We start from the raw sequence: 20,753 nt of genomic DNA on the forward strand, positions 1-20,753 counted from the left end.
GTCGCGGTCCGTGAGCGGGCCTAATTCCGGCCCGGCGTGTCGCGGACGGTGCCTACTCTCCGGGGAGTATCCCAACTGCCGCCGCTGGTGGGACGCGTGATGAGACCTCTCGGAGGGACGCTCTAGGCACCTCGGGAACCACCCGAGGTCCTGGAGGCCCACCACCGAGGAGTTGAACCACCATGTACACCCAGCTGGCCGACTGGTACGGCCCCGGCCCGTGGATCGGCGGCGGAACGAAGGCGGTGGCGGGGCGGCTCAGCCCGCGGCCTGCGGGAAGACCTCCCGCAGCAGCGGGTCCGGCAGGCCGCGCTTGCGCCACTCGCGCGGGTAGCCGAGCGAGACCTCCGTGAACGGGACGCCGTCGTAGGTGGTCCGGCGCGGGATGTGGAGGTGGCCGTAGATCATTGCCGCGGTGTTGAACCGGGTGTGCCAGTCTGCGGTCAGCTCGGTCCCGCACCACTGGGCGAACTCGGGGTACCAGAGGATCTCGGTGGGCTGCCGGACCAGCGGGTAGTGGTTGACGAAGACGAGCGGGACGTCCGGGTCACAGGCCGCCAGCCGCTTCTCGGTCAGCCGGACGCGCTCGCGGCACCAGGAGTCGCGGTCCGGGAACGGGTCCGGGTAGAGCATCCGCTCGTCCGCGCACACGATGCCGCTCTCGTAGGCGGCCGCCAGGGAGGCCTCCTTGGTGGTCGTGCCGGGAGCACGGAAGGTGTAGTCGTAGAGGAGGAAGAGCGGGACGATGCGGACCGGTCCGCCGGGGCCCTCCCAGAGCGGGTACGGGTCCTCGGGAGTCACCACGCCGAGCCGGCGGCACAGCTCCACCAGGTGTTCGTAGCGGGCCACCCCGCGCAGCTGGACCGGGTCCTCCGGGTGGGTCCACAGCTCGTGGTTGCCCGGGACCCACACCACGCGGGCGAAGCGTTCGGCGAGCAGGCCGAGGGCCCACTCGATGCTGGTGGTGAGCTCGGCGACGTCACCGGCGACGAGCAGCCAGTCGTCGGGGTGGGAGGGTTGGAGCTTCTCCACCAGGTCGCGGTTCTCCTGGTAGGAGATGTGCAGATCGCTCACGGCGAGCAGCCGTCCCCCCGTCGGGGTGGGCCGCGTCGCCTGTGCGTCGCTGCGGTTCTCCGTGGTCACTCCTGCCCCCTGAGGTCGTCCGGCCGGTGCGGCCGATGGGCCCACTCTATGTGGCGGGCCGGGGGATCGGGGCAGGTTGACGGGATCAGTCGTTCGAACCGTCGGCCCGGGGGTCGAGGTTCGCCCGGTGCCTCAGGGGCGGACGGTGGCGCGGAGACGGATCGGGAGGTGCGGGAGGGACGTGCGGGAGGGACGTGCGGAACGGAGCGGGAGACGGAGTCAGGAGCCAGGAGTGGAAGGGGAGTTGGATCGGGTTCAGGAGCCGATGTCGATGATCACCCCGTGGGAGGTGATAACGGTGACGGCGAGGATCACCAGCGAGGTGATGCCGAGGGTCAGGCCGAGGAGGGCGCGGCCGCGTCGGCGGGTGCCGCGGAGCAGGGCCAGGGTGGCCAGGGTGATGGCGATCGGCCCGAGGACGATGTTGAACAGCAGTAGACCGGGCAGGCCGAGGAGGAAGGAGGCGATGGCGAGGCCGTCGGCCTCGGCTGTGCTCTGACGGGTGGTCGCCTGGCTGCGGAGCTCCGAGCGGCTGGTGCTCCGAGGGGCGATCGCCTGGCGGTCGGTGACGATGCTCATGGTGGTGCGGGTCCTCTCTGGGCAGTGGCCGCGGCGCGGCCGGGTCGGCGGTGCGGCCGGGTCAGCGGTGCCGGAGGCGGGCGATGCCCTCGCGTGCGCCGAAGGCGAGCAGCCAGGCGGTGATGGCGGCGGAGGCGGCGAGGAAGACCGGGAGCGAGGTGTGGGCGGCGGTGCCGATCAGGATGCCCATGGCGACGAGGGCGGAGAGCAGGATCACGGCTGGCTCCTTCGGCTGCGGCTGGGACTGCGCCGATTTCGGTTGACAACTGTTCACTGACTTCGTCGTCACTGTACGCCCGGCTGGCCAAGTTCAGCAAACGAATGTTTACTGAATGGCGTGAGTCACACCGTTGGGGCCAGGCAGGCCCAGAAGCAGCAGAGTCGGCGGGCATTGCTGGACGCCGGGCTGCACCTGTTGGCCGATCAGAACCTGGCGAGCCTGGGCGTCCGCGAGGTCACCCGGGAGGCCGGGCTCTCGCCGGCCGCCTTCTACCGGCACTTCCCGGACCTCGCCGCCCTCGGGGTGGCGCTGGTCGAGGAGTCGCTGGCCAGCCTGCACGTCATGATCCGCTCGGTGCTCGCCGAGTCCGGCGGGTCCGAGGAGCTGATCGACCGTGCGGTGGACGTGATCGAGCGGCACGTCCGCGAACACCGGGGGCACGTGCGCTTCCTGGCGCGCGAGCGGCACGGCGGAGTGCGGCAGGTGCGTGAGGCGATCGACGCCGAACTCGGCCGCTTCGCCGCCGAGGTGGGGGCCGCCCTGGCGCTGCAGTCGGAGTCGCGCGGGTGGAGCGAGCAGGACCTGCGGATGCTCGCCGAGCTGTACGTCGACCACATGGTCTCCACGGCCGCTGCCTTCCTGGAGGCGCTGGAGACGGACCCGGCGCGGGAGCAACGGATCGCCGCCACCGCACGTCTCCAGCTGCGCCTGATCAGCATCGGCCGGGAGCACTGGCGGGCGGGCTGAGCTCTTCCGTCGAGGAGTTGACGGACGCGTCGTGTGGTGGGTGGGCTGGGTCGCGGGTCGCGGGTCGCGGGTCGCGGGTCGAGGCGGGCCGGGCCTCGTGCCGGGTGGCGGCGGTAACCGGTCATTGCGGCTTGGGCGGTTCTTGGTGTTGCTTTGACTCTTGACAGTGGGTCATGTCCGCGACAGCTTTGGTGCACCCCCACCCGTGGACCCCCACAGCGAGAGGTCTCTCATGAAGAAGCCGCTCATAGGCATGGTCGCCACGTTCCTGGTCGCCGGTGCCACCGCCTTCGTCGGTGGCGTTCCGGCTCAGGCCGCCGCCCCTGCCGCCACGTCTGTCACGTCTGTTACGTCCGCTGACAAGTCCGTCGCCAAGCCCGTCGCCGCCGTCAACTTCGCCGGGACAGTCGCACTCAGCAACTGCTCCGGCTCGTTGGTGCGGATGCCCGGCTCGGCCGCGAGCGACCCGGCCCTCGTGCTCTCCAACGGGCACTGCCTGGAGACCGGCATGCCCGGCCCGGGTCAGGTGGTCCTCAACCAGTCCTCCAGCCGCAGCTTCACCCTGCTCAACGCGAGCGGCAGCGGTGTCGCCACGCTGCGCGCGACCAAGATCGTGTACGGCGCGATGACCGACACCGACGTGTCGATCTACCAGCTGAACACCACCTACGCCTCGATCCAGTCCCGGTACGGGATAGCCCCGTTGACGATCGCGGCCACCCACCCCGTCCAGGGCACCTCGATCAAGGTCGTCTCCGGCTACTGGAAGAAGATCTACTCCTGCTCGGTCGACGGCTTCGCCTACCGGCTGAAGGAAGCCGACTGGACCTTCAAGGACTCGCTCCGCTACACCTCCACCTGCAACGTGATCGGAGGGACCTCCGGCTCGCCGGTGGTCGACGCCTCGACCAACCAGGTGGTCGCGGTGAACAACACGATCAACGAGAACGGCGAGACCTGCACCCTGGACAACCCCTGCGAGGTTGACCAGAACGGCGCGGTGACGGTCCGCCCGGGCATCGGCTACGCCCAGGAGACCTACGGGATACCGGCCTGCTTCGCCGCCGGCAACCGCTTCGACCTCACCCTCCCGGGCTGCACCCTGCCCCGCCCGTAGAGCATCAGGGCAACCCGCTGACCAGCACTTTCCTCCCGATGGGCCATCCGCGAACGGCGGGTGGCCCATTCGGCCGTCCATCGGCCGGCCGCCGTACCGCCTGTCGTGGCGCCTGCTGTACCGACCGCACCGACCGCACCGACCGCTGTACCGCCTGCCACCCCGACCGCCGTACCGATCGCACCACCTGCACCGCAGATATGGAGAGTTGATGACCACCACCGTGAGAAGACTGCTGGCCTCCGCCCTGCTGATACCGCTGCTCGCGGTCGGCGGCCTGGCGAGCCCGGCATCCGCCGCCGACGGCCGGAGCGCTACCCAGGGCCCGCAGGGCGACCAGGGCGACCAGGGCGGCCAGGGTGACCAGAACGACCAGGGCAACGGCTCCCGCCACGGCCGGAGCCCCGCCGACGACCCGACCGCCGACATCAAGGACCGCCTCGCGGCGATCCCCGGGGTGACCGTCACCGAGGAGAAGCCGACCACCACCGGTCACCGCTACTTCATCGCCACCTACACCCAGCCGATCGACCACAACCGCCCCTGGCTGGGCACCTTCCAGCAGCGCTTCAGTCTGCTGCACCGCGGCTACGACCGCCCGACCGTCTTCTACACCAACGGCTACACCCTGGGCACCAACCCGTCCCGCACCGAGCCGACCCGGCTGGTGGACGGCAACCAGGTGTCCATCGAGTACCGGTTCTTCACCCCCTCCCGCCCGGACCCGGCGGACTGGTCCAAGGCCGGCATCCGCCAGGGCGCCGCGGACTCGCACCGGCTGGTGACCGCGCTCAAGCGGATCTACCAGGAGGAGTGGCTGTCCACCGGCGCCAGCAAGGGCGGCATGTCCTCGACCTACTACCGCCGCTTCTACCCGGGCGACGTGGCCGGCACGATCGCCTACGTCGCGCCGAACAACACCAACGTCAACGACTACGAGGCGTACAGCGAGTTCTTCCGCACCGTCGGCACGCCCGAGTGCCGGGCCCGGCTGAACGCCGCCCAGCGCGAGCTGCTGGTGCGCCGCGACCGTCTGGAGGCCCGCTACGTCGCCGACAACAAGGCGGCCGGCTCCACCTTCAGCACCCTCGGCACCCCGGACCGCGCGTACGAGGCCGGCGTGCTGGACGTGGTCTGGGCGTTCTGGCAGTACAGCCTGGAGTCCGACTGCGCCAAGGTCCCGGTGGCGGCCACCGCGACCGACGACGAGCTGTACGCCTGGTTCGACTCGCAGTCCGGCGTCACCGGCAACAGCGACCAGTCGCTGGCGAAGTACACCGCGTACTACTACCAGGCCGCGACCGAGCTGGGCGCGCCGTTCTTCGACGTCTCGCACCTCAAGGGCGTGCTGCACTACGACTACAAGGAGCTCTACTCGGTCCGCAGCTACGTGCCGAAGGAGATCCCGACCGTCTTCAACCCGAACGCGATGCCCGACATCGACCGCTGGGTGAAGCGCGAGGGTGAGCGGATCATGTACGTCTACGGCGGCAACGACCCGTGGGGCGCCAAGCCGTTCCGCCTCGGCCGGGGCAGCGAGGACAGCTACGTCTACACCGTGCCCGGCGGCAACCACGGCTCCAAGATCGGGCAGCTGCCCGCCGCGCAGTCGGCGGAGGCCACCGCCAAGGTGCTGGAGTGGGCGGGCCTGAGCGACCCGAACGCCGCCCGCTCGCTCGCCAAGTCGCCCGGGGCGGGTGCGGACTTCGGTCCGCTGGACGTCGAGGGCCAGCGGCTGGAGCAGGAGCGCCGCCCGCTGTAACGCCGACGCGCGCAGCAGGCGGTACCACCAGGCACGCAGTCGAGGAGGTCGCCCCGGGTTCCGGGGCGGCCTCCTCGCGTCGTTCGGGGAACGGCGGGCGCAGCCGAAGAAGCAGCGGACCGACCCCTCCCCGAAGCAATGAATCAGTGCTTCAATGCTTCCATGGCCTACCGACGCACGCCCGCCGTACAAGCCCGCCTGGACGCCCAGCGCGAAGCGGTGCTCCAGGCAGCGGTCGGCCTGCTCGCCGAGCGTGGCTACGGCGGCTGCACGATGGCCGCCGTGGCGGACCGCGCCGGGATCGCCACCGGCAGCCTCTACCAGCACTTCAGCGGCAAGGCCGAGCTGTCGGTGCAGTTGTTCCGCCGGGTGGTCACGCACGAGATCGACGCGGTCAACGCCGCCGTCGCGCTCCGGGACACCCCGCGGCAGCGGATCGCCGCCGTGGTCGAGACCTTCGCGGCCCGCGCCCTGCGCGCACCCCGGCTGGCGTACGCGCTGCTGGTCGAGCCGGCCGACGCGGTCGTGGACGAGGAGCGCCTGGTGTTCCGGCGGGCGTTCCGGGACGTGATCGCCACCGAGATCACCGCCGCGGTGGCGAGCGGCGAACTGCCCGAGCAGGAGCCGGTGCTGACCGCGGCCGCCCTGGTCGGCGCGGTCGGCGAGGCGCTGGCCGGCCCGCTCGCCGCCGCACCGGTCGGAACCGCCCGGCCCGGACCCGGCGAGTCCGGGAACGGCAGGCCCGAACCCAGCGAGCCCGGACGCAGCGCGCCCGGACACGGCGAGTCCGAACACAGCAAGAACACCACGGTGGTCCCCGCCCTGGTCTCCTTCACCCTGCGTGCCCTGGGAGGACGCGATGACAGCGACGCATGAGGTCACCAACCAGGTGCCCCTGCCGTACGGACACGACACCGCCGCCGACCCCACCCTGCTCGCCGCCCTCCAGCGGGCCGACGCCGGCTGGGCCGAGCCCGAGCTGCGCGAGCTGGGCCGGCTGGCCGGCTCCGAGCAGGCCGCCGAGTGGGGCCGGCTGGCGAACGAGAACCCGCCGGTGCTGCGCACCCACGACCGCTTCGGAAACCGCGTCGACGAGGTCGAGTTCCACCCGGCCTGGCACGAGCTGATGCGCACCGCCGTCTCGTACGGCCTGCACGCCGCGCCCTGGCGCGACGAGCGTCCCGGCGCGCACTCCGCCCGTGCCGCCAGGTTCTTCGTCTGGGGCCAGGTCGAGGCCGGCCACACCTGCCCGATCTCGATGACCTACGCCGCCGTCCCGGCGCTGCGCGCCAACCCCGAGCTGACCGCTGAGCTGGAGCCGCTGCTGGCCGCGCGGGAGTACGACTTCGGGCTGCGCGAGCCGCGCACCAAGCGCGGGCTGATCGCGGGTATGTCGATGACCGAGAAGCAGGGCGGCTCGGACGTCCGCACCAACACCACCACCGCCGCTCCGCAGCCGGACGGTACCTACCGGCTCACCGGCCACAAGTGGTTCACCTCGGCGCCGATGTCCGACCTCTTCCTGACGCTGGCCCAGGCGCCGGGCGGCCTCAGCTGCTTCGCGCTGCCGCGCGTCCTGCCGGACGGCAGCCGCAACCGCCTGCAGCTGATGCGCCTCAAGGACAAGCTCGGCAACAAGTCCAACGCTTCCGCCGAGTTGGAGTACGACGGCGCGGTCGGCTGGCTGGTGGGCGAGGAGGGGCGGGGCGTCCCGACCATCATCGAGATGGTCAACATGACCCGCCTGGACTGCACCATCGGTGCGGCCTCCGGCATGCGCTACGGCGCCACCCGGGCGGTCCACCACGCCCTGCACCGGCGGGCGTTCGGCAAGGCGCTGGTCGACCAGCCGCTGATGCGCAACGTGCTCGCCGACCTGGTGGTGGAGTCCGAGGCGGCCACGATCGTCGCCATGCGGCTCGCCCAGGCGACCGACCGCACCCTCGCCGGGGACGGGAACGAGGCGCTGGTCCGGCGGCTGGGCCTGGCGGTGGCCAAGTACTGGGTGTGCAAGCGCGGTCCGGCGCACTCCGCCGAGGCGCTGGAGTGCCTGGGCGGCAACGGCTACGTGGAGGAGTCCGGGATGCCCCGGCTCTACCGGGAGGCGCCGCTGGTGTCGATCTGGGAGGGCTCCGGCAATGTCGCCGCCCTGGACGCGCTGCGCGCCATGGCCAAGCGCCCCGAGAGCGTGGAGGCCTTCCTCGGCGAACTCGACGCCGCCGCGGGTGCGGACCGCCGGCTGGACGCGGCCGTCGCCGCGCTGCGCAAGGAGCTGACCGACCTGGGCGACCTGGAGTACCGCACCCGCCGACTGGTCGAGTCGATGGCACTGGCCTTCCAGGGCTCGCTGCTGGTCCGCTACGGCAGCCCGGCGGTGGCCGACGCGTTCTGCGCGAGCCGGCTGGGCGGCGACCACGGCGCGGCCTTCGGCACCCTGCCGGCCGGGGTCGACACCGGAACGATCATCGACCGCGCCCTGCCGGTGCCCGCGTGAACGACCGAACAGTGAACGACCGAACGGCGAACAACCGAGCAGTGAACGACCGAGCAGTGAACGACCGAGCGGTGAACGGCCACGAGGCGGACGGTCCGGAAACGGACGGCCAGGAGGCCGAGAGGGTCAGGGAGTTCTGGCAGACGCTCGGCCTTCCCGGGCTGATCGACGTGCACACCCACTTCATGCCGAAGAACGTTCTCGACAAGGTGTGGGCGTACTTCGACGCGGCCGGTCCGCTGGTGAACCGTCCCTGGCCGATCACCTACCGCGAGGCCGAGGAGCAACGGGTCCGACGGCTGCGGGACTTCGGAGTCCGGGCGTTCACGTCCATGCTGTACCCGCACAAGCCCGGCATGGCCGGCTGGCTGAACGCCTGGGCCGCCGACTTCGCCGCCCGCACCCCGGACTGCCTGCACACCGCGACCTTCTTCCCCGAGCCCGAGGCGACCAACTACGTGGCCCGGGCGATCGAGGACGGCGCCCGGGTGTTCAAGGCGCACCTCCAGGTCGGCGGCTACGACCCGGCGGACCCGCTGCTGGACGAGGTCTGGGGGCTGCTCGCCGAGACCGGCACCCCGGTGGTCACCCACTGCGGATCCGGGCCGGTGCCGGGCAGGTTCACCGGCCCGGGCCCGATCGGCACGGTGCTGGAGCGGCACCCGGGCCTGGTCGTGGTGGTCGCCCATCTCGGGATGCCCGAGTACCGCGGCTTCCTCGACCTGGCCGAGCGCCACCCGGCCGTCCGGCTGGACACCACCATCGCGTTCACCGACTTCGCCGAGGCCGACGACCCGTTCCCGCGCGAGGAACTGCGGCGCCTGCGCGGGCTGGCGGACCGCGTCCTGCTCGGCAGCGACTTCCCCAACATCCCCTACCGGTACGTCCACCAGCTGGAGGCGCTGGCCGGGCTGGGGCTGGGGGAGGAGTGGCTGCGGGCGGTCTGCCACGACAACGCGGCTGCCCTCTTCGGCGTCAAGCCCGAAGGCTGATCACCGCACCGCCGATCACCGCACCGTCCGCAGCACCTCCAGCGCCCGAGTGTGCAGCCCGGGCGCGGCGGCGAGGAAGCCGTCGGAGCCGGCCGTCCAGGCCGACCCGGCGGCGTCCGTCACCGCCGCGCCCGCCTCGCGCGCGATCAGGGCGCCGGGCAACAGGTTGCCCGCGTCGAGGCCGTACTCCCAGAACAGCGCCAGGTGCCCCGAGCCGACCTGGGCCACCTGGAGTGCGGTCGGGCCGAGGTTGCGCACCGCCAGGACCGCTCCCGCCATCGCGGACAGCGACTCGCCCGCCCGGCGCAGCGCCACCGGGTCGGCGGCCACCCGCGGCGGCTGGCTGGTGGCGGCGACGGTGACGGCCAACTCCCGTTCCAGGGGCGCGATCGGCCGCTCGTCCAGCCGGGCCCCGCCGCCGAGCACCGCCCGGTAGGTGCGGCCGTCCTGCTCCGGGGCGTGCACCACGGCCAGTACCGCCGTGCCGTCCCGCACCAGGGTGGCGGTCACCGCCCAGTGCGGCTGCCCGAGCAGGTACTGCACCGCGCCGTCGGTCGTGTCGCACAGCCACCACTCGCCCTCGGCGGGCACCGTGCCGTCCAGTTCCTCGGGCACCCAGCCGGCCTGCGGGCGCAGCGCCGTCAGCCGCTCCCGCAACGCTGCTGCGGCCGTGCCGTCCAGTTCGGCGAAGGCGGCCGCCGCCTCCTCGACGGTCCGCGCCGTGACCGGGTCGGCGGACCGGCGTGCCGCCAGCCCCGCCCCGACCTCGCGCACTGCGGCCTCCACACCGTCCGCCAGCGTCCACAGTTCCTTCGTCACGGCGACCCCTCCTCGATTCCTCACGCTCGATTCCTCACGCCGGGGCGGGGCTCCGGCCCGGCGTCCGCTCCGTCCGCTGCGTCCACTCCGTCCGCTCCGGCCGGTCGGTCGGGACAAGGAGTACCGTCAGGTTGCCGATCAGGACGCAACTACTGCCGAGAGTGACGGAAATCGGACACCATGGACCTCTCCACCACCGATCCGGACAGCGTGCTGGACACCCTGGACCGCCGCCTGGTGTGCGCCCTCCAGGTGGACGGAAGGGCCGAGCCCGGCCGGATCGCCGGGGTGCTGGACGTCTCCGCCCGGACGGTCACCCGCCGGCTGGGCCGGATGCGTCAGGCCGGGGTGCTGCGGGTGGTCCGGTTGCCGGACGTCGAGGACGCCGCCGTGGGTGCGCTGCTGCTGCGGGTCCGGGTGCTGAGCGGGCGGGTGGACGCCATCGCCCAGGCCCTCGCCGACCGCTCGGACGTCCCGTTCGTCGACGTGATGCTCGGCGGCCACGAGGTGGGCGCCGTGATGCTCACCGACGCCGGCTCCCGCGACCGGCTGCTGTACGGGCAGTTGCCCGCGACCGGTGCCGTCACCGAGACCACCACCCACGCCGTGCTGCACGCCTTCGCCGACGCCGGGCAGTGGCGGGCCGGGTACCTCACCGACGAGGAGGCCGCCGCACTCGCCAGGCCCACCACTTCCCGCCCGGCCGCTCCCCGCCCCGCCGCGCCCCCGCCGCTGGACGGTCTCGACCGCGCGCTGCTGGAGCGGCTGGGCGAGGACGCCCGGCAGTCCCACGCCGCGCTGGCCGGGGCCGTCGGCGCGCCCGAGTCCACGGTGCGCCGCCGACTGCATCGGCTGGACGAGGCCGGGCTGCTGCGCACCCACGCCACCGTGGACCCGCGGCTGCTCGGCATGGCCGTGGACGCCAACCTCTGGCTGGACGTGCCGCCCGGCCGGATCGCCGAGGTCGGCACGGCGCTGGCCCGGCACCCGCAGGTGCACGGGGTGTTCGCCACCAGCGGCCCGGCCAACCTGCTGGCCACGGTGTTCTGTCCGGACCACGGCGAGCTGTACCGCTTTCTCACCGACACCCTCGGCCCGCTCGGTGCCGCCCGGGCCGAGACCACCATCACCGCCCGCGCGGTGAAGCGGGCCGGCGTCCTGCTCCGGCAGCCGGCCCGGCGGCCGTAGCGGGCCGGTCGTCACCCGCGGGGGGACGGGCCCCCTGCCCCCGGCCCGGCTCCCGGCCCCTGCCCCCGGCCCGGCCCCGGGGCCCTGCCCCCGGTCCGCCGTTACCTGAGGGGTAATCGACGCCCGCCGCCCCACGGGGCAGGGTGGTGGCATCCGGTGCGGCCGCCACGGCCCCGGGATCCCACCCCCTGACAGGAGGCGATCCGCCATGTCCGTCCACGCGAACACCCTCACGCCCGCCCGACCCGGTTCCGCCTTCTCGCCGTGGACGGTGCGCGGCGCCCTCACCCTGGACGCCCTGGTCACCGGCGGCAACGGCCTCGCCTACCTGGCCTTCTCCGGCCCGCTCGGCGAACTGCTCGGCGCCGGCCGCACCACCCTGGTCGACCTCGGGCTCCTCCTCCTCGGCTACGCGCTCGCGGTCGGCGCGCTGGCCGCCCGTCGGCGGCCGCCGGTGCTCGGAGTGCGGGCCGTGATCGACCTCAACCTCGTCTGGGTGGTGCTCAGCCTGGTCGCGATGGAGCTGTGGCTGGAGCCGACCACCGCCGGGTTCGTCTGGATCCCCGCACAGGCTGCGGCGGTGGGCCTGTTCGCCGTCCTCCAGTTCACCGCCCTGCGGCGCCAGGCCCAAGGCCAGACCCGGGGTCAGACCCGGGGCCAGGGCTAACGGTCCGGCCCGATCGCGGCTTGCAGGAACCGCACGGTCTCCGCGTCGGCCGGTAGGAAGGTCTCCATGGCCAGCTCGGAGACGGTGACGTCCAGCGGGGTGTTGAAGGTGGCGATGGTGGAGAGGAAGGAGAGCACCTGCCCGTCGTGCCGGACCCGCATCGGCAGCGCGAACGGGAACCCGTCGGCTCCCCCCGGAGCGCCCGCAGCCGCGCCGCCGCCCGCCCCGCCGCCCGCAGCCGCGCCGCCGCCCGCCCCGCCGCCCGCGCCCGGGGCGTCCGCGGGGTCGCCGGCCGGCTCGGGGTAGCCGCGGACCTCCTCGTACAGCCGGCGCAGCGGCTCGGCCCGCACCAGTTCCAGCTGCCGTTCCATCCGCTCCAGCAGGTGCTGCCGCCACTGCCGAAGGTTGAGGATGCGCGGTGCCAGCCCGTCCGGGTGGAGGGTGATCCGGATCGCGTTGAGCGGCGGCTCCAGCAGGTGCGGGGCGATGCCGTCCAGCAGCAGTCCGAGCGCGCGGTTGGCCGCCAGCACCCGGAAGGAGCCGTCGACCACCACCGCCGGGTACGGGTCGTGGGCGGCCAGCAGCCGTTCCAGCCCGCCGCGCAGCGCGGACATCGACGGGTCGTCCAGCGGCGTCTCGGGGTAGTGCGGGGCGTAGCCGGCCGCGAGCAGCAGGGTGTTGCGCTCGCGCACCGGCACGTCCAGGTGCTCGGCCAGCCGCAGCACCAGCTCCCGGCTCGGCCGGGAGCGGCCGTTCTCGACGAAGCTGAGGTGGCGGGCCGAGGAGTCGGCCCGCAGCGCCAGTTGCAGCTGGCTGAGCTGTCGTCGCTCCCGCCAGCCGCGCAGCAGCGGCCCGACTCCGGTTCCCGTCGGGCTGCCCATGCCCGCCATGATCGTCATGGCCCAGGACGGTACTCGAACGACCCCGGTCGGCGGGAGGGGGCGGTGGCGATCAGGGGCCGGGGACCAGCGGCCCGAAAGCCGGGGGGCCAGGGAGCAGGGGAGCGGCGGCTCAGACGCCGGTGCTCGACCCCGGGCGGATGACCATGATCACCACGACCACGGCCCACAGCAGGTTGAACACCCCGGCGGTCATCGGCAGCAGCTTCAGGCCGCTGACGGCCTTGCCGTGCTGCTCGTCCGACGGGTCCAGTTCGAGCGCGTCCACGGCGGCCTGCTGGCCGGGCAGCACGAAGAGCAGCAGTGCGAGCGCGGCGAGGCCGGTCAGCACCATCGAGACGATCACCCAGGACTGCCCGAGCACGTCCATCACCTGGGCCAGGCCGATGCCGAGCACCGGCACCGCGACCCCGAGCAGCGCGTAGAGCTGGGTGATCCGGTGCAGTACGCGCAGCACACCGGCGTCGGAGGCCCGGTCCGGTCCGCCGGCCAGCGCGGCCTTCGCCCGGCGGGGGAACATGCTGACGGCCACCGCGACCGGGCCTATGAACAGGACCGACACGAGGACGTGCAGGCTCAGCAGGAACTTGGCCATGGCGGGGCACCCTTTTGAATCCGGTGGGCAGCTGGTAGGCGGGCGCGCGTCCGGCGTGCCCACGCCAGGCACGCTAACACCGCTTATCCACCGGCCCACCGCGCGGGCCCGCCCCGGCCCCGCTCCAAGGCCCACCCCGGCCCGGCCTCAGGGCCCGCCCCGGCCCCGCCCCAAGGCCCACCCCCCACCCCGATCAGCTCGAAGCCGTGAGCTCCACGATCCGGGGCGGGGCGGTGCTGACGGCCGCGACGGCGGCGACGTGCTCCGGGTCGGCCAGGTCGGTCCAGTCGAGCAGGTGCAGGTCCTCGTACCGGCTGCGCAGCGGCGCGCCCGGCGGGACGGCCAGCGGCAGGGCGGAGAGGTCGACCCGGCCGAGGGTGTCCAGGGTGGCCCTGCCGATCTTGATCAGCGACTCCTTGCGCACCCAGAGCCGCAGGAACGCCCGCTCCGGCTGCGGGTCGGCCTCGACGAGGGCGAGCTCGGCCGGGGCGAGCACCCGGCGGGCGACCGAACGCAGCGAGCCGCCCCGGGTGGACAGCTCGACGTCCACCCCGACCGGCTGGAACCCGGCACCGGCCGCGACCACGCCCCGGGTGTGGGAGAGGCTCACGTGCACCCCGGGGTGGTCCGGCAGGTAGGGCTTGCCGTGGTCGGCGAGCCCGCAGTCCGGGCACTGCTGGGCGAGGACGAGGCCGGCCATCGGCACGCCGAGCAGCCGGGCGGCGCAGAGCCGGACCAGCAGGTGCCCGGCGGTGAAGTCGATCCGCCCGGACTCGTGCCGGAAGCGCGCGGCGCGCTCCCGCTCCATGGCGGTCAGCAGGTGCTCGCCCGCCTCGGGGTGCCGCAGTACGGCGTCGGCGGACGCGACGGCGACGAGCGGTGCGCTCTCTTCCTGGGCCTCGGTGCTCATGCTTCCAACCTAAGGCTTCCCCCGAACTCGCGTCCGCCCGGGCGGACGCTGCTCCGTGCGGATGAATTTCGGATCAGATCTGAGGATCTATAGGGTGAGAATGTCTGATTTGATGTTTGATGTCCCGAATCTCTGGAATCGCCGAGCAGACGTCGCAGACGTCGCAGCAGCGCAGACATCACGTCACGGCAGGTCGTCCCGGCCTGCCCTTTCCCATGCACGGAGGAATTGTCGATGGGTCAGGCCACCGGTTCGCCGGAGCACAGAACGACCACCGTGAGAACTCCGGCCCCGCGCGGGCGCCGGTCCGCCCTGGTCGCGGTGGCGACCACCGTCACCGCGCTGCCGCTGGCCGCGGTCCTGACGGTCGGTTCGGCCGCTCCGCTGGCCCCGCCGCTGGGCGCCTGCTCCGGGCCCGACTGCCCCAGCACCTGGCCGCCGGCGCACAACGGCGACTTCCCCGGCCGGGACGCCACCGTCAACGTCTTCACCGGCGGCGACTACACCGTGAACGGCCGGGCCGCGGAGGCCGAGGGCAGGATCGTCGCGCTGGGGAACCTGACCGTCGACAAGAACGGCGGCGGCGCCTACAACATGGGCGTCGTCGGCGTCGGCTCGCGCGTGGTGCCGCCGAACGGCAGCGACTTCGTCACCACCGGCGGCGACGTCGACGTCAGGGCCGGCAACACCGTCCTGATCGGCGGCATCGACTCGCGCGGCCCGGCCTTCGGTCATCTGCGCCACGCGGGCTCGGTCACCGGTGCCGTGAACATCGACCCCACGGGTGAGTCGATCCAGGATCCGAACGCCGCCGCGCCCTACCGGTCGGTGCTGACCCGGATCGAGGAGGTCTCCGGCTGCGTCGGCCGGGCCGCCGCGACCGGCACCGTCGCCGTCACCTCCAGCGAGGCGACCTTCACCGGCGACGGGACCAGCGCGAAGCAGGTCTTCAATGTCACCCAGGACCTCGCCTCGCCGTCCGGCGGGCAGATCGGCCTGGTCTTCGCCGGCATACCGGCCGGCGCCACCGTCGTGGTGAACATGCTCGGGGACAACCCGGTCGTCAACACCTACACCGGCACCGGCCTGGCCGGGGACCAGACCACCGAGATGCGCTCGAAGCTCATGTACAACTTCCCGACCGCGACCTCGGCGCAGATCCTCGGCAGCGCCCAGTTCCAGGGCTCGGTCCTGGCAGGCAACCCCCGCGGCACCACGACCATCGCCCAGCCGGGCATGAACGGCCGGGTGTACCTCGCGGGCAGCCTGGTCCACACCGGCACCGGCGGCTACGAGATCCACAGCTACCCGTTCGACGGCGACCTGCCGGACTGCGCCGTGACGCCCAGCCCGTCGCCGACCTCGTCGACGCCGTCGCCCTCGCCGACGTCCCCGGCGCCCACCTCGCCGAGCCCCACCTCCCCGGCCCCGACCTCCCCGACCTCCCCGACCTCCCCGGCGTCCACCTCGCCGACCTCGCCGTCGGCCGGTGCGACGACGTCGAGCGCCGGCCCGGCCCCGACCGGCCTCCACCCGACCGAGGAGCCGACCGGCCACCCCGGTGGCGGCGGTCAGCTGCCCTCCACCGGCGCGGGCAACGCCCCGGTGGTCTTCGGTGTGGCGGGCGTCGGCCTGCTCGGCCTCGGCGGTCTGGCCGTGCTGGCCGCCCGCCGCCGTCGCGGCCGCCACGGCTGACGGCCGTACGGGCCGTACGGCCGAGAAGTCGGACAGCCGGGCAGTCGGACAGCCGAACTGCCGCGCAGGCCGCCCGAGTCGACCCGACCGGGCGGCCTGCGCCGTTCCCGCTCCGCCCTCGCCCCGCCCCGCCGTCGCGCCGAACGCCGCCCGGGTCGCCTACCGCCCGGCCGGGTAGTGGGCGAGGCCCGAGGCGAGCAGCCCGAAGGCCCGCTCGACCGCGGCCTCGACCCGGGTCCGTACCGTTCCGGCCGGTTCCCCGGCCACCATCGCCCGCCGGACCTCGCCGAGCACCGCCCGGTGGGCCCCCGCGACGGCTCCGGCCACGATCCGGGGGAGCGGGTCGTCCCGGCCGGCTCCCGACTCCTCGGCCAGGACGGCCGCCAGTGCCGCCTCGGCCCGGTCGCCGAGCTCCAGCAGTCGGGCCCGCAGGGCGGCGCTGTCCTCGACGATCCGCCAGAACGCCGCCATCCCGGGGTTCAGCCCGACCGTCGGTTCCCCCTCCGCGAAGGCCGCCAGCAGGTCGGCCCGGACGGCGTCCACGGCCGAGCTGCCCGCGGGGCGGCGGCGGACCACCTCGGCGAGGCGGGCGACCACCTCCTCCTGCCGGTCGAAGAACAGGTCCTCTTTGGTCGGGAAGTAGTTGAAGACCGTGTTCGGCGAGACCCCGGCGGCCCGGGCCACCTCGACCACCGTGACCCGGTCGAAGCCGCGCTCGGCGAACAGGCCCATGGCGGTGTCGGAGAGCAGTTCCCGGGTCTGCTGCTTCTTGAGTTCGCGAAGTCCCATGGCCGGATCCTATCCGTGAATCATGGTGTCACTTGAAACTTGCAGTGACACCAAAAATATCCGCTACGGTGACGGCATGACCTTCACCTTCGGCATCTATCCCGGCGGACTCCTCGGTGACGACACCGGCGTCATCGCGCCCGCCCGCCCCGACGAGCCGGCCAGGATCGCCGCGGCGCTGCACGAACTCCAGGGCGACGCAAGGGAGTTCCTGGTCCGCGCCTACCGCTCGTACCCGGGGGGCGAGCACACCCCGGAACGGCCCGAGCAGTACGCCGGGGAGGGCCGCCGGCTCGACCTGGTGGTGCAGTACCGGGAGCGCGGCGACGAGTTGGCGGGCTGGCTGGACTTCGTCCGGCGCACGGTCCGGGCCGAGGGCCACCGGCTCGCCCTGCTCCAGATCTGCGAGGAGCCCAACCTCGACCTCCCGCCCGTGGACGGGAGCATGCCGAACGTCCGCCGCGCGCTGGTCGAGGGCGTGGTCGCGGCCAAGGAGGAGGCGCTGGCCCGAGGATTCGACCGGCTGGCCGTCGGCTTCAACGCGGTGCCCTCCTTCGACCCCGCGGACACCTTCTGGTCCGAGCTCGGCCGGCTCGCCGACGAGCGCTTCCACCGTGCCCTGGACTACGTCGGCCTGGACTTCTTCCCGGACGTCTTCCGCCCCGTCCCGCCGGAGCAACTCGCCGACGCGGTAAGGGCGGTGCTCACCGACTTCCGCGAGAGCGCGCTGCCCCGGGCAGGGATCGGCCCCGGCGTCCCGGTGCGGATCTGCGAGAACGGCTGGCCCACCGGCCCCGGGCGGAGCGAGGCGCGGCAGGCCGAGGTGGTGGCGGAGGTGGTCCGGGCCGTCGCCGGGCTCGCCGCCGAACTCAACGTCACCGGCTACGCGTTCTTCGCGCTGCGGGACGCGGACAGCGCGGGCGCCGGGCTGTTCCCGCACTTCGGCCTGCTGCGCGACGACTACACGCCCAAGCCGGCCTTCGCCGTCTACCGTGAACTGGTCGCCGAGCTGACGCGATCCGGCGGGGCGGACGGCGAACTCCCGCCCCGTGCAGGCTAGTTCGCCTCGAAGAAGCGCTCCACAGTGCGCCGCCGGGCGGCGACGGCGTGCACCGGCTCGCCGATCACCCGGCTGGCCAGGGTGACGGCCAGCTCGCCGACGTCCCGGCGCAGCACCCGGGCCGCCTCGGCCCGGTCGGCGGCGATCCGGGCGCGGCCGGCGGTGAGCAGTTCGTCCCGGTCGCGGATGCCCTCCGCGCGGGCCGTGACCATCGCCGCCGCGCCGCGCTCGGCGTATTCCTCGCGGATCCGGGCCGCCTCGTGCCGGGCCTCGGCCAGCTCCCGCAGGCGGGCCTCCCGGGTGGCCTCGGCCTCGGCGAGCAGGGCCTCGGCGTGTTCGGCGCGCCCCTCGGTGGCCTCCCAGCGTTCGGACTGCACCCGTTCGATCCGGGGGAGCAGGTGGCGGCCGAGCGTCCACAGCAGCAGGAAGAACAGCGCCAGCCCCAGGAGCAGCGGGGCCGGTTCGGGCTTGAGCGGGCCGAGTTCGAGGTTCACGCACTACCTCCCCAGGGTGTGACGGTCCGTCAGTCCGGAGCGTTCCCGAGGACGAAGGGGATCGAACTCGGCCCGGACATGAGCTGCGTCACGACCGGCCCCGGCCCCCGGCCCAGGCCCCCGGTTCCAGGGCTCGGCCCCGGCCCCCCCGGCTCGGCCCCGGTCCCAGGACCCGGCCTCCGGCCCCCCGGCTCGGCCCCGGTCCCAGGACCCGGCCTCCGGCCCCCGGGCTACGTCACCTCGCCCCGGCGGGAGAAGCGCTCCGCCCGCCACTCGCCGCTCTCCAGTACCTCGGCCAGCTGCCGGGCCGCGTCCCAGACCTCGGTGTACGAGAGGTAGAGCGGGGTGAAGCCGAAGCGCATCAGGTCCGGCGCGCGGAAGTCGCCGATCACCCCGCGCTCGATCAGTGCCTGCACCACCGGGTAGCCGTCGGCGTGCCGCAGCGCGACCTGGCTGCCGCGCCGGGCGTGCTCGCGCGGGGTCACCACCTCGACGCCGTCCAGCCCCTCGGTCAGCGACACGAACAGGTCGGTCAGGGCCAGGCTCTTCGCCCGCACCGCGGCCAGGTCGGCCCGCTCCCAGATGTCCAGCGAGGCGCCGAGGGCGGCCTGGCCGAGCAGCGAGGGCGAGCTGGTCAGGAAGCGGCCGATGCCCGTCTTCGGGTCGTACCCGGGCTCGAAGGCGAACGGTCGGGCGTGGCCGAACCAGCCGCTCAGCGGCTGGAGCGGGCCGGCCGCCAGGTGCCGCCCGGCGACGTACAGGAAGGCCGGTGAGCCGGGGCCGCCGTTCAGGTACTTGTAGGTGCAGCCGATCGCGAAGTCCGCTCCGGCGGCGTCGAGTTCGACCGGCAGCGCGCCCACCGAGTGGCAGACGTCCCAGATCATCAGGGCGCCCGAGGCCCGTACCCGGGCGGTGATCCCGGGCATGTCCAGCAGCTCACCGGTGCGGTAGTCCACGTGCGAGAGGACGACCGCGGCGACGTCCCCGTCCAGGTGCCGGTCCAGCTCCTCCGGGCGGATCAGCGCGCTGCGCGCGCCCTCGACCAGGCCGGTCACGCCCTCGGCGATGTACAGGTCGGTCGGGAAGGCCTCGGCGTCGCCGAGCACGGTGCGCCGGCCGGGGCGCAGCCGCAGCGCGGCCGACAGCACCTTGAACAGGTTGACCGAGGTGGTGTCGCAGACGACCACTTCCGCCGGGTCGGCGCCGACCAGCGGCGCGATCCGCCGCCCCAGCCGGTACGGCTGCTCGAACCAGCCGGCGTCGTTCCAGCTGCGGATCAGCTCCCGGCCCCACTCCTCCTCGACCACCCGGCGCACCCGTTCGGGCGTGCGCGCCGGCAGGGCGCCCAGCGAGTTGCCGTCCAGGTAGATCACCCCGTCCGGCAGGGTGAACTCCTTGCGGAATTCCGCCAGCGGGTCGACGGCGTCCAGCGCCGCGCAGTCCTCGCGCGTGGTCATGCCCGTCCCTCCCTCGTCATCCGTGTGCACGGTTCGTCCAGTCCCGTCAGGGCGCGTCCGGTCCCGTCCCGGTCGTGCCCCGTCCCGCGGCCCGCGCCGGCGAGCCACGGCCCGTCGCAGTCCGTCACAGCCCGTCCCGGATCGTCCAGAGTTCCGGAAAGACGTCCTGCTCGGCCGACTTGCGCAGCCAGGTCAGCCCGCTGGAGCCGCCCGAGCCGGGCTTGCCGCCCATGGTCCGCTTGACCGCCGAGAGGTGGCGCTGGCGCCACCGGGTGACCCGCTCGGCCACGTCCAGCAGGGCCTCGCCGAGCGGCTGGAACGCGGCGAGCTCCGGCTCGGTGTAGACGCGCCTCCAGGCCGCCTCGACCTCAGCGGACGGCTGGTAGCGCTGCTCGGAGGGCGCCCGGTGCGGGGCCAGGCCGCGGCGGGCCAGCAGCGCCAGGGCCTCGTCGTACAGCCCGGGGGAGCGCAGCGCCTCGGTCAGCTCGGCCTGGGTGTCGGGCATCCCGTCGTACATCGCCAGCAGTGCGGCGTTCTTGTTGCCGAGCAGGAACTCCAGCCGCAGGAAGGCCGCGGACTGGAAGCCGGAGGCCTCGCCGAACAGCGCGCGGAAGGAGTTGAACTCGTGCGGGGTCATGGTGGCCAGCAGGTCCCAGGACTCCACCAGCACGTCCTGCACGTGGGTGCCCCGGCGCAGCGCGGCCAGGGCGGCGGCCAGGTCGTCCTCGCGCAGCGCCCGCCGGGCGAGCGTCCACTCGTGCCGCAGCAGGTCGAACAGCAGCTCCATCACCTGGGTGGTGACGATGAACGACAGCTCGGCCGGCTCCTCGCTGCGCGGGTGCTGCAGGCCGTGCAGCTCGTCCAGGCGCACGTACTGGGCGTACGGGGTGCCCCGACCCGGCGCTCCGTCCCGACCGAACGACAGGTTGGGTGTCTCCACCGTGTCGTGCCCCATCCCGATCCTCCTGCTCCTCCGGGCCCCGTCGCCCGGTCCGGTGAACCAGCCGGACTGCCGGGTTCCACCGGGTGCCCATTGTGCGGCGGCGGTGGCCCCCGCTTGAATGGGTGACGGGCATCGCAACCGCCCTTTGAGCTGTCGTTCGCGAGGCGTTCCGCCGATCCGCCT

21 protein-coding genes are annotated in these 20,753 nt (G+C 73.4%); 10 read left to right on the forward strand and 11 right to left on the reverse strand.

The window, feature by feature from the left end; genetic code table 11:
- Positions 1 to 258 precede the first annotated feature (258 nt).
- From ACWDBB_RS10420 to ACWDBB_RS10430, 3 genes are all read right to left on the reverse strand, one after another.
- Positions 259 to 1,143, reverse strand: a complete 885-nt coding sequence (locus ACWDBB_RS10420) for a metallophosphoesterase family protein (protein WP_449789178.1) — start codon at positions 1,141 to 1,143, stop codon at positions 259 to 261.
- A 255-nt stretch (positions 1,144 to 1,398) separates the two neighbouring features.
- Positions 1,399 to 1,722 carry a DUF4190 domain-containing protein gene (locus ACWDBB_RS10425; protein WP_449789179.1) on the reverse strand — a complete coding sequence of 108 codons (324 nt, stop codon included), beginning with the start codon at positions 1,720 to 1,722 and terminating at the stop codon, positions 1,399 to 1,401.
- 61 nt (positions 1,723 to 1,783) lie between these two features.
- Entirely contained in the window at positions 1,784 to 1,939 is a 156-nt protein-coding gene (locus tag ACWDBB_RS10430) for a hypothetical protein (RefSeq protein ID WP_402412358.1), read from the reverse strand.
- A gap of 120 nt (positions 1,940 to 2,059) precedes the next feature.
- Here ACWDBB_RS10430 and ACWDBB_RS10435 point away from each other — a divergent pair, with 120 nt between their 5' ends.
- The 6 genes from ACWDBB_RS10435 (at position 2,060) to ACWDBB_RS10460 (ending at position 9,054) form a co-directional block, all read left to right on the forward strand.
- Complete coding sequence (locus ACWDBB_RS10435) at positions 2,060 to 2,689, forward strand: TetR family transcriptional regulator (RefSeq protein WP_449789180.1); 630 nt, start codon at positions 2,060 to 2,062, stop codon at positions 2,687 to 2,689.
- A 232-nt stretch (positions 2,690 to 2,921) separates the two neighbouring features.
- Positions 2,922 to 3,806, forward strand: coding sequence for a S1 family peptidase (locus tag ACWDBB_RS10440; protein ID WP_449789181.1), 885 nt, complete (start codon positions 2,922 to 2,924; stop codon positions 3,804 to 3,806).
- A 211-nt stretch (positions 3,807 to 4,017) separates the two neighbouring features.
- Positions 4,018 to 5,568, forward strand: a complete 1,551-nt coding sequence (locus ACWDBB_RS10445; protein ID WP_449789182.1) for a S28 family serine protease — start codon at positions 4,018 to 4,020, stop codon at positions 5,566 to 5,568.
- Between the two features lie 162 nt (positions 5,569 to 5,730).
- The gene (locus ACWDBB_RS10450; RefSeq protein WP_449789183.1) at positions 5,731 to 6,444 is read left to right on the forward strand and encodes a TetR/AcrR family transcriptional regulator; all 714 of its coding nucleotides are present in this window, start codon (positions 5,731 to 5,733) and stop codon (positions 6,442 to 6,444) included.
- Positions 6,428 to 8,062, forward strand: a complete 1,635-nt coding sequence (locus ACWDBB_RS10455; protein ID WP_449789184.1) for an acyl-CoA dehydrogenase family protein — start codon at positions 6,428 to 6,430, stop codon at positions 8,060 to 8,062. The genes ACWDBB_RS10450 and ACWDBB_RS10455 overlap by 17 nt, the downstream gene beginning before the upstream one ends.
- A gap of 71 nt (positions 8,063 to 8,133) precedes the next feature.
- A complete protein-coding gene (locus tag ACWDBB_RS10460) occupies positions 8,134 to 9,054 on the forward strand; it encodes an amidohydrolase family protein (protein ID WP_449789266.1) in 921 nt (306 codons plus the stop codon).
- Positions 9,055 to 9,069: 15 nt separating this feature from the next.
- Here the strand turns inward: ACWDBB_RS10460 and ACWDBB_RS10465 are convergent, their stop codons facing one another.
- Positions 9,070 to 9,873, reverse strand: a complete 804-nt coding sequence (locus ACWDBB_RS10465; RefSeq protein WP_449789185.1) for an inositol monophosphatase family protein — start codon at positions 9,871 to 9,873, stop codon at positions 9,070 to 9,072.
- A gap of 180 nt (positions 9,874 to 10,053) precedes the next feature.
- Between ACWDBB_RS10465 and ACWDBB_RS10470 the strand changes: the two genes are divergently transcribed.
- Both ACWDBB_RS10470 and ACWDBB_RS10475 read left to right on the forward strand, forming a co-directional pair.
- On the forward strand, positions 10,054 to 11,061 hold the full coding sequence (locus ACWDBB_RS10470) for an Lrp/AsnC family transcriptional regulator (RefSeq protein WP_449789186.1): 1,008 nt from the start codon (positions 10,054 to 10,056) through the stop codon (positions 11,059 to 11,061).
- 208 nt (positions 11,062 to 11,269) lie between these two features.
- On the forward strand, positions 11,270 to 11,728 hold the full coding sequence (locus tag ACWDBB_RS10475; RefSeq protein WP_449789187.1) for a hypothetical protein: 459 nt from the start codon (positions 11,270 to 11,272) through the stop codon (positions 11,726 to 11,728).
- Here ACWDBB_RS10475 and ACWDBB_RS10480 read toward each other — a convergent pair.
- The 3 genes from ACWDBB_RS10480 to ACWDBB_RS10490 all read right to left on the reverse strand — a co-directional run bounded on the left by ACWDBB_RS10480 (position 11,725) and on the right by ACWDBB_RS10490 (position 14,132).
- Entirely contained in the window at positions 11,725 to 12,627 is a 903-nt protein-coding gene (locus tag ACWDBB_RS10480; protein WP_449789188.1) for a helix-turn-helix domain-containing protein, read from the reverse strand. The two genes, ACWDBB_RS10475 and ACWDBB_RS10480, sit on opposite strands and share 4 nt — an antisense overlap.
- 112 nt (positions 12,628 to 12,739) lie before the next feature.
- The gene (locus tag ACWDBB_RS10485; RefSeq protein ID WP_449789189.1) at positions 12,740 to 13,222 is read right to left on the reverse strand and encodes a hypothetical protein; all 483 of its coding nucleotides are present in this window, start codon (positions 13,220 to 13,222) and stop codon (positions 12,740 to 12,742) included.
- Positions 13,223 to 13,415: 193 nt separating this feature from the next.
- A complete protein-coding gene (locus ACWDBB_RS10490) occupies positions 13,416 to 14,132 on the reverse strand; it encodes a 4'-phosphopantetheinyl transferase family protein (protein WP_449789190.1) in 717 nt (238 codons plus the stop codon).
- Between the two features lie 276 nt (positions 14,133 to 14,408).
- Between ACWDBB_RS10490 and ACWDBB_RS10495 the strand changes: the two genes are divergently transcribed.
- On the forward strand, positions 14,409 to 15,827 hold the full coding sequence (locus tag ACWDBB_RS10495; protein WP_449789191.1) for a choice-of-anchor A family protein: 1,419 nt from the start codon (positions 14,409 to 14,411) through the stop codon (positions 15,825 to 15,827).
- Between the two features lie 159 nt (positions 15,828 to 15,986).
- Here the strand turns inward: ACWDBB_RS10495 and ACWDBB_RS10500 are convergent, their stop codons facing one another.
- Positions 15,987 to 16,616, reverse strand: a complete 630-nt coding sequence (locus ACWDBB_RS10500) for a TetR/AcrR family transcriptional regulator (RefSeq protein WP_449789192.1) — start codon at positions 16,614 to 16,616, stop codon at positions 15,987 to 15,989.
- A gap of 76 nt (positions 16,617 to 16,692) precedes the next feature.
- Here ACWDBB_RS10500 and ACWDBB_RS10505 point away from each other — a divergent pair, with 76 nt between their 5' ends.
- Positions 16,693 to 17,676 carry a hypothetical protein gene (locus ACWDBB_RS10505; protein WP_449789193.1) on the forward strand — a complete coding sequence of 328 codons (984 nt, stop codon included), beginning with the start codon at positions 16,693 to 16,695 and terminating at the stop codon, positions 17,674 to 17,676.
- On the opposite strand, the gene ACWDBB_RS10510 is transcribed toward ACWDBB_RS10505, so the two are convergent.
- The 3 genes from ACWDBB_RS10510 to ACWDBB_RS10520 all read right to left on the reverse strand — a co-directional run bounded on the left by ACWDBB_RS10510 (position 17,673) and on the right by ACWDBB_RS10520 (position 20,582).
- Complete coding sequence (locus ACWDBB_RS10510) at positions 17,673 to 18,170, reverse strand: F0F1 ATP synthase subunit B family protein (RefSeq protein ID WP_449789194.1); 498 nt, start codon at positions 18,168 to 18,170, stop codon at positions 17,673 to 17,675. The two genes, ACWDBB_RS10505 and ACWDBB_RS10510, sit on opposite strands and share 4 nt — an antisense overlap.
- A 230-nt stretch (positions 18,171 to 18,400) precedes the next feature.
- Positions 18,401 to 19,627, reverse strand: a complete 1,227-nt coding sequence (gene kynU / locus ACWDBB_RS10515; protein ID WP_449789195.1) for a kynureninase — start codon at positions 19,625 to 19,627, stop codon at positions 18,401 to 18,403.
- 124 nt (positions 19,628 to 19,751) lie between these two features.
- A complete protein-coding gene (locus ACWDBB_RS10520) occupies positions 19,752 to 20,582 on the reverse strand; it encodes a tryptophan 2,3-dioxygenase (RefSeq protein ID WP_449789196.1) in 831 nt (276 codons plus the stop codon).
- Positions 20,583 to 20,753 lie beyond the last annotated feature (171 nt).

The sequence above is a fragment of the Kitasatospora sp. NPDC001095 genome (assembly GCF_053598615.1).